9 protein-coding genes are annotated in these 7,352 nt (G+C 67.9%); 2 read left to right on the top strand and 7 right to left on the bottom strand.

The genetic code is table 11. The features are described from left to right. Positions 1–109 precede the first annotated feature (109 nt). The 6 genes from NQ204_RS19315 to NQ204_RS19290 form a co-directional block, all read right to left on the bottom strand. Complete coding sequence (locus NQ204_RS19315) at positions 110–316, bottom strand: cold-shock protein (RefSeq protein WP_005410590.1); 207 nt, start codon at positions 314–316, stop codon at positions 110–112. An 87-nt stretch (positions 317–403) separates the two neighbouring features. Then, positions 404–1,150 (bottom strand): S-methyl-5'-thioinosine phosphorylase, encoded by a 747-nt coding sequence (locus NQ204_RS19310; protein ID WP_079222739.1) that lies wholly within the window; start codon positions 1,148–1,150, stop codon positions 404–406. Between the two features lie 91 nt (positions 1,151–1,241). After that, positions 1,242–1,796, bottom strand: coding sequence for a hypoxanthine-guanine phosphoribosyltransferase (locus NQ204_RS19305; protein ID WP_079222740.1), 555 nt, complete (start codon positions 1,794–1,796; stop codon positions 1,242–1,244). Next, a complete protein-coding gene (gene nagZ, locus NQ204_RS19300; RefSeq protein ID WP_256644677.1) occupies positions 1,796–2,803 on the bottom strand; it encodes a beta-N-acetylhexosaminidase in 1,008 nt (335 codons plus the stop codon). The genes NQ204_RS19305 and nagZ overlap by 1 nt, the downstream gene beginning before the upstream one ends. 161 nt (positions 2,804–2,964) lie before the next feature. Then, the gene (locus NQ204_RS19295) at positions 2,965–3,657 is read right to left on the bottom strand and encodes a DsbA family oxidoreductase (RefSeq protein WP_256644676.1); all 693 of its coding nucleotides are present in this window, start codon (positions 3,655–3,657) and stop codon (positions 2,965–2,967) included. A 95-nt stretch (positions 3,658–3,752) separates the two neighbouring features. Next, entirely contained in the window at positions 3,753–4,238 is a 486-nt protein-coding gene (locus NQ204_RS19290) for a CYTH domain-containing protein (protein ID WP_256644679.1), read from the bottom strand. A gap of 91 nt (positions 4,239–4,329) precedes the next feature. Here NQ204_RS19290 and NQ204_RS19285 point away from each other — a divergent pair, with 91 nt between their 5' ends. Then, positions 4,330–4,959 (top strand): hypothetical protein, encoded by a 630-nt coding sequence (locus NQ204_RS19285; protein WP_133249422.1) that lies wholly within the window; start codon positions 4,330–4,332, stop codon positions 4,957–4,959. A gap of 47 nt (positions 4,960–5,006) precedes the next feature. Here the strand turns inward: NQ204_RS19285 and rlmD are convergent, their stop codons facing one another. Next, on the bottom strand, positions 5,007–6,341 hold the full coding sequence (gene rlmD / locus NQ204_RS19280; protein ID WP_256644675.1) for a 23S rRNA (uracil(1939)-C(5))-methyltransferase RlmD: 1,335 nt from the start codon (positions 6,339–6,341) through the stop codon (positions 5,007–5,009). A 127-nt stretch (positions 6,342–6,468) separates the two neighbouring features. On the opposite strand from rlmD, the gene NQ204_RS19275 reads away from it, so the two are divergent. Next, positions 6,469–7,191, top strand: coding sequence for a response regulator (locus NQ204_RS19275; RefSeq protein WP_406236434.1), 723 nt, complete (start codon positions 6,469–6,471; stop codon positions 7,189–7,191). Positions 7,192–7,352 lie beyond the last annotated feature (161 nt).

Below are 7,352 nucleotides of genomic sequence, written 5' to 3'. Positions count from 1 at the left end.
GAGGACGGTGAAGATTTCCAAGACCCGCTATCCGGTAGATCGCAAGGCTGCACCGCTTAAGTGAACAGCATTACGCCGTAGCGGGGTTTTCAACGCACTGTCGAGTGGATCACTCGGCCGGCGTGATGTTCGAAGCCTGGGCGCCCTTCGGGCCCTGGGTCACGTCATAAGTGACACGCTGGCCTTCCTGCAGGCTGCGGAAGCCCTTGGAGTTGATGGCGGAGAAGTGCGCGAACACGTCGGCGCTGCCATCCTCCGGCGAGATGAAGCCAAATCCCTTGGCGTCGTTGAACCACTTGACGGTACCGTTCGGCATGTTAATGCGAGACCTTTGCAATGAATGGGTGGTGTACGCTGAACCCGCGTACCGGCTGAGTATGCAAAGCTTGCCCGAGGATGACAATCACCCCCGCGCCAATTCGCCGACCAGTTCCGGAAGTCCGTTGCTGGCGGCCTGCACGTTGGCCAGCACTTCGGCCATGGTGATCTCCTCGCCGTCACCGCAGCCTGCGGCCCAGTTCGCCACGATCGCCAGGCAGGCGTAATCCAGCCCCAGCTCCCGTGCCAGCGCGGCTTCGGGCATGCCGGTCATGCCCACCAGGTCGCAGCCGTCACGGCGCATGCGGGCGATTTCGGCGATGGTTTCCAGGCGGGGGCCCTGGGTGGCGCCATAGCAGCCGCCATCGTGCACCTTCACGCCGGTCACCTTTGCCGCAGCCAGGATTTTGCTGCGCAGCATCGGCGTGTACGGGTGGCCGAAGTCCACGTGCACCACGTCGGTACCCTCTTCCTCGCAGATCGTGCTGATTCGGCCCCAGGTGTAATCGATGATCTGGTCCGGGCAGGCCAGCACGCGCGGACCGAAATCGTCACCGATGCCGCCCACCGTATTCAGCGCCAGCACCCGCTGCGCGCCGATCTGCTGCAGTGCAGCCAGGTTGGCGCGGTAGTTGATCTTGTGCGGCGGCAGCGAATGACCTTCGCCATGCCGCGCCAGGAAGGCCACGCGGTTGCCGAGCAGCGTGCCCACGCGCACCGGGCCGGACGGACGGCCGAAACGGGTTTCGACCTCGTGCGTCTGGACGTCGTCGAGCTTGGCCAGGTTGTAGACACCGGTGCCGCCAATCACGGCCAGGGCGATCTGTTGCATGCAATGCACTCCAGAAAAAGACAAACGCCGGCACCCGAAGATGCCGGCGCGGGACAGGACAGGACAAGGACAGGCCGCGAACGGCCCGCCGTTATTCCTTCATCGCGTAGATGGCCGGCACGCAGCGCAGGGTTTCGTTGACGTCCATGCCGAAGCCGAAGACATAACGGTCCGGCAGTTCGATGCCGGCGTAGTCAGCGGTGACGTCCGGCAGGCCGCGGTCGTGCTTCTTCACGGTCATCGCCGCGATGCGCACATCGGTGGCGCCCTGTTCCAGGCACCAAGTGCGCACGCCCTGCAGGGTGTAGCCCTCATCAAGGATGTCGTCGACCAGCAGCACGCGGCGGCCGAACAGCGCGGTGGCCGGCTTGTGCTTCCACACCAGGTCGCCGCCGGTGGTTTCACCGCGGTAACGGGTGGCGTGCAGGTAATCGAACTGAACGTCCTGGCCGCGCGCGCCCAGCTCCAGCGCCAGCTGGCCGGCGAACGGCAGCGCACCGTGCATGATGGACAGGAACAGCGGGACCTCGCCCTCGTAGTCGCGTGCGATCGCGTCGGCGATGCTGGCGATGGCCTTGTCGATGGTGGGACGGTCGACCAGCAGGTCGGCCTGGGCCAGGGCCTGGGAAATGGTGAGGTTCGGCATCAGACGGTTCTTCCAAGGGTGTGGAGCAAACGGGATCGGGTGTCGCCATGGCGGGCATCGGCCAGCAGGCCATCCCAGCCAAGCGCGCCGCGGCCAAGCAGGCCCAGCAGCGCAGAGGTATTGAGGGAGCGTCCCTGCACGGCGTGCAGGGCTTCATCGACCAGTTCGGGGTGGCAGACCAGCACCACGTCGCAGCCGGCATCCAGGTGCGCGTGCACGCGGGCCGGCACGCCGCCGGCGCTGTGCGAGGCGGCCATGCCGATGTCATCGGAGAACACCACGCCACGGAAGCCGAGCTCGCCGCGCAGGATGTCCTGGATCCAGCGCGGCGAATAGCCGGCCGGTTCCGCCGCCACCTGCGGGTAGATCACGTGAGCCATCATCACCGCATCGGCGCCGGCGGCGATGCCGGCACTGAACGGGACCAGATCCTGCGCGCGCAGCTCATCCAGTCCGCGCGGGTCGATGGCGGTGTCAACGTGGGTGTCTTCCAGCACGGTGCCGTGGCCGGGAAAATGCTTGAGGGTGGCAGCCATGCCGGTGGCATGCATGCCACGCACGTAGGCCGCGGTGAACGCGGCCACCACCTGCGGGTCTTCGCTGAAGGCACGGTTGCCGATGGCGCGGTTGCCGCGGCCGAGGTCGACCACCGGGGCGAAGCTGAGGTCCAGGCCGCTGGCGCGCACCTCACTGGCCATCAGCCAGGCGTGCTGCTCGGCCATGGCCAGCGCCTGCTGCGGGTCGCTGGCGTACAGCGCGCCGATGTCCTGCAGCGGCGGCAGATCGCTGTAGCCCTCGCGGAATCGCTGCACGCGGCCGCCTTCCTGGTCCACGCAGATCAGCTGCGGGCGCGGGGCGGCGGCGCGGATGGCCGCGCTCAGATCGGTCACCTGCTGGCGCGAGGCGAAGTTGCGCTTGAACAGCACCACCCCGGCCACGGCATCGTGCTGCAGCCAGTCGCGTTCCTGGGCGGTCAGTTCAGTGCCGGCAACGCCGATCAGCAGCATGGTCGATCTCCACTACGGGCGCCCGCATGGCGCAGTGCCGCATTGTCGCAGAACCGGCCGGCAGGCGCAGTGTTCGGGGCAAACGGAGGTTGGGGCCAGAGCCCCTTTGGGGATCTGACCACGGGGTCGGATCCCCGCAGAGGGCTCCGACACCGGCCTGCTCAGACGGCGCAGCCGTCCGGGCCGCAGGCCTCGTCACCGGCAGCGGCGGCGGGGGCGCCCTGCTCGGCGGCGATCTGGCGCAGGGCGTTGGCGAAGGCTTCCGGCGGCTGTGCGCCGGAGAGGGCCCAGCGGCCGTCGATGACGAAGGTCGGCACCGAGGAAATGCCCAGTGCGTGGGCCTGCGCCAGCTTGGCCTCGACCTCGGCCAGGCCACGGTCGGAGGCCAGCAGTTGCGCGATCTCGGCGCCGTCCAGGCCGCCGGCCACGCCGGCCTTCACCAGCACCTCGGTATCGGCCAGATTCTGGCCATGCTCGAAGTGGGCGCGGAACAGGGCCTCGCCCACCGCGTCCTGCACGCCGTGTTCGCCGGCCAGCCACAGCACGCGGTGCGCCGGCAGCGTGGTCACCCGCACCTGGCCCTGGCTGAAGTCCATTGGCAGGCCTTCGGCACGCGCGGTGGTCTGGGTCTGGCCGAGGATCTGCTCGGTACGCTCGGCACCGCCGAACTTGGCCGCATAGGCCTGGCGCAGCGGCACCGGGGTATCGCCGGCATCCCGGTCCAGCTGGAACGGCTGCCACTGGATGTCGAGTTCAGGCGCATCGGCGCCCAGCAACTGCACACCCTGCTCGAATCGGTGCTTGCCGATCCAGCACCAGGGGCAGACCACGTCGGAGTAGATATCGATCTTCATCCAGACCACATGGGGACCGCCGCCAGCGAAAAAAGGGGCCGGAGGGGATTAACTGGATCAATCCCCTCCGGCCCTTTGCGCGCTCCCTTTTCAGTTCACCACTGTGAATACGGGTGGCTGGCCAGGGCAACGTTGTAGTAGCGGGTGTCGTCGGTCACTTCGGCACCGGCCCAGTCCGGCAGGTCAATGGCCTGGTCGGCGCTGCCCAGCTCGACTTCGGCCACCACCAGCCCGGCGTTGTCGCCGAGGAACTCGTCCACTTCCCAGGTCAGGCCGGCGTGCTCGACCAGGTGCCGGCGCTTGTCGATCAGTCCACCGACGCAGAGGGCGAGCAGTTCGCGCGCGTCCGCCACCGGGATCGGGTAATCGAACTCCTGGCGGGTGTGGCCGATGGTGCGCGATTTCAGGTTGAGTGCGGCATGGTCGCCTTCGATGCGCACCCGCACCGAGGCATTCTGGGTGCCGCGATCAAGCGAGCCCATGTCGTTGATGTAGCCCTGCGCCATCGGGATCACCCGGTGCGCGGCGGCACGCCAGCCGTCGTGGGTGACGAGGAATTTGCGTTCGATTTCAATGCCCATGCGCACAGTATGGCGTTCGCACACGACAGTTCCTACCGCACCGTCGTCGTGCATGACTACACTGCCGACCCCTTCAAGGACCGGATGCCTGATGCGTCGACGCACTTTGCCCCGTAACGCCATCGCCCTGCTGGCCCTGCTGTCCTGCACGGCAGCCGCCGCAGACGCGCCCGCGCTTCCCGCGCTTCCGTCGCTGCCGCAGGTGCAGGCACTGATGGACCAGATGTTCGACGAGGCGATTGCCGAGCGCCCCGCCAGCGGCACCAGCCGCCTGCTCGCCGAGACGCTGCGGCCCCGGCTGGAAAGCCTGACCAGCTGCGCCCCGGCAGCGGACAGCGCTGCGGTGGACTGCATCGTCACCTCCAGCACGGGCATCCATCCGCGACCGCAACTGCTGCGCCTCGCGTGGGTGGGCGGCCAGTGGACCCTGCCCGACCAGCGTGACGTGCCGATGCCGGCCCCGTCGGCGGAGCAGGCGCAGGCGCTGCTGCGCGCACGTTTCGCCGCGCTCGCCACGCAGCAGACAGATGCTGGCGAGCGCGCCGCCTATGAACAGGCCGCGCGTATCACCCAGGTGCATGCAGTGCGCAACTGCGACCTGGGCCGTGAGGCAGCCGTGTTCGAATGCACGGTGCGCGCCGGTGACGGCACCCACCAAGGCGAACAGACCGTGGCCTTCATCCGCGTGGATGGGCAGTGGCAGGAGGCGCCGACGCGCTAGGCGCCGGCGACCGTCAAGGCACCGGACAGTCCCGGTGCCATGCGCGCTCAGCGCTTCTCGAACACCGCGATGCTTTCCACGTGGGCGGTGTGCGGGAACATGTCCATGGCACCTGCGCTGACCAGGGTGAAGCCCTGCTCGTTGACCAGGTAGCCGGCATCGCGGGCCAGCGAACCCGGGTGGCAGCTGACATAGACGATGCGCTTGAACTGCTTCAACGGCAGCTGCTGCAGCACTTCGATGGCGCCCGAACGCGGCGGGTCCAGCAGCAGCTTGTCGAAGCCCTGGCGCATCCACGGTGTGCTGCGCTGGTCCTGGGTCAGGTCGGCGCTGAAGAACTGCGCATTGGCCAGGCCGTTGCGCTCGGCGTTCTCGCGGGCACGCGCGACCAGGCCGGCATCACCTTCCACGCCGACCACTTCGCGCACGCGACGGGCCAGCGGCAGGGTGAAGTTGCCCAGGCCGCAGAACAGGTCGAGCACGCGCTCGTCCTCACCCGGTTCCAGCAGGTCCAGGGCGTGGGCGATCATCTTCTCGTTGAGCTTGGCGTTGACCTGGATGAAGTCCAGCGGACGGAACGCCAGCTCCACATCCCACGGTGCCAGCCGGAACGACAACGGTACGCCCTGCCCGTCCAGCGGCTGCACGGTGTCCACGCCGCCGGACTGCAGGTAGATCACAAACCCATGCTGCTGGCCGAACGCGGCCCAGGCGGCACGATCGGCATCGCTGAGCGGCTGCATGTGGCGCACGGTCAGGACCACCGCCTGGTCGCCGGCGATGAATTCGATCTGCGGGATGTCGCGTTTGCCATCCAGCGTCTCGATGAAGGTCGACAGCGCCTCGACCTTGGTGCCGATTTCCGGGATCACGGTCAGGCACTGGCTCAGGTCGGCCACGAAGCGCGGATCCTGCTCGCGGAAGCCAACCAGGGTCTTGTCCTTCTTCTCGACGCGGCGCACCGAGAAGCGGCCCTTGCGGCGGTAGCCCCAGCTCTCGCCGACCAGCGGCGGCAGCACGGCGCCCGGCTTCACGTGGCCGATGCGCTCCAGGTTGTCCATCAGCACGCGCTGCTTGGCAACGATCTGCTGGTCTTCGTCCAGGTGCTGCAGCACGCAGCCGGCGCAGGTGCCGAAATGCGGGCACTTCGGCGTCACCCGCTGCGGCGAGGGCTGCAGCACTTCAACGGTGCGTGCCTCGTCGAAATGGCGGTTGCGGGCGGTCGGTTCGGCCATCACCACTTCGCCTGGCAGGGCGCCACTGACGAAGGTGACCTTGCCGCCCTCGCCTTCGCGGCGGGCGACGCCACGACCATCATGGCTGAGGTCGAGGATCTCGGTCTGGAACGGAGTACGGTCGATGCGGGAGCGGGATCGGGCCACGTGGCAACAGGCTGCGGGCAAAAATGGGTGCGTATTGTCGCAGATCCGGGCAAAGGGGGCTGATGGCCGCTTGCGCCCGCCGCCCTCGTGCTTGATGATGGACACAGCTGACATGGAGGCAGCCCTGATGCAGATGAACCCGCGGACCAGCCGGCCCCGCTTCCTGCTTGTCGAGGATGACATCATCAGCCGCGGTTTTTTCAAGGCGGCGTTGGAAACGTTACCAGCGGATGTGGACACCGCTGACTCACTTGCAAGTGCATTGGCCCGCGCCGAACCAGGTGCTCATGACCTGTGGCTGATCGACGTCAACCTGCCTGATGGCAATGGCGCGCAGCTGCTGCATGAACTGCGCCGCTCGCATCCGGACACGCCTGCCCTGGCCCACACCGCCGATGGCGACGTGAGTATTCACGAGCGCCTGCGCGAGGCGGGCTTCAGCGACACCCTGGTCAAGCCGCTGGGGCGCGACCAGCTGCTGAAGGCGGTGCGCCGCGCCCTGGTGAACAGTCCCGCTGGAGCGACCCCGCCGCCGGCAGCGATCGAGCTGGTGGTGGAGGACTGGGACGAGACGGCGGCCTTGGCGGCCCTGAACGGCCAGCGCAACCACCTGATTGCCCTGCGCGAGCTGTTCCTGGCCGAGCTGCCGGGGGTACGCGACGCGGTGGAACAGGCGGTGGACCAGCACGACGCGTCGAGTCTGCGCAACCAGCTGCATCGGCTGCAGGCCAGTTGCGGGTTCGTGGGGGCGGCGCGGTTGGCGCGTGCAGTGCGGCAGCTGCATCACGCGCCGGAGTCGGTGCCGGCGCAGGCCGGGTTCCGGGCGGCGGTGGCAGCGCTCCTGCACTGAGGGATGGGTCGGCAGGGCTTGCAGCCCTGCACCTGCTTAACGTCAACGTCAAAAGCCTGCATTCCGCGGGATGGCCGGGCACTATGGGTTTGCGGGGACGGCGCAAGTACGTCCATGTAGCCTTGGTCGCCGCATCCATGCGGCTCACACCCCGCAAACCC

The organism is Stenotrophomonas testudinis, from assembly GCF_024499815.1.
Taxonomy (GTDB): domain Bacteria; phylum Pseudomonadota; class Gammaproteobacteria; order Xanthomonadales; family Xanthomonadaceae; genus Stenotrophomonas.
Note: the sequence above shows the minus strand (reverse complement) of the source record. Positions and strands in the feature narration are given on the sequence as shown.

Bases quoted from the DNA above. Each gene is read 5' to 3' on its own strand.
- NQ204_RS19315 (WP_005410590.1), bottom strand. From the start codon at position 316: ATGCCGAACGGTACCGTCAAGTGGTTCAACGACGCCAAGGGATTTGGC.
- NQ204_RS19310 (WP_079222739.1), bottom strand. From the start codon at position 1,150: ATGCAACAGATCGCCCTGGCCGTGATTGGCGGCACCGGTGTCTACAAC.
- NQ204_RS19305 (WP_079222740.1), bottom strand. From the start codon at position 1,796: ATGCCGAACCTCACCATTTCCCAGGCCCTGGCCCAGGCCGACCTGCTG.
- nagZ (WP_256644677.1), bottom strand. From the start codon at position 2,803: ATGCTGCTGATCGGCGTTGCCGGCACTGAACTGACCGCCCAGGAACGC.
- NQ204_RS19295 (WP_256644676.1), bottom strand. From the start codon at position 3,657: ATGAAGATCGATATCTACTCCGACGTGGTCTGCCCCTGGTGCTGGATC.
- NQ204_RS19290 (WP_256644679.1), bottom strand. From the start codon at position 4,238: ATGGGCATTGAAATCGAACGCAAATTCCTCGTCACCCACGACGGCTGG.
- NQ204_RS19285 (WP_133249422.1), top strand. From the start codon at position 4,330: ATGCGTCGACGCACTTTGCCCCGTAACGCCATCGCCCTGCTGGCCCTG.
- NQ204_RS19275 (WP_406236434.1), top strand. From the start codon at position 6,469: ATGCAGATGAACCCGCGGACCAGCCGGCCCCGCTTCCTGCTTGTCGAG.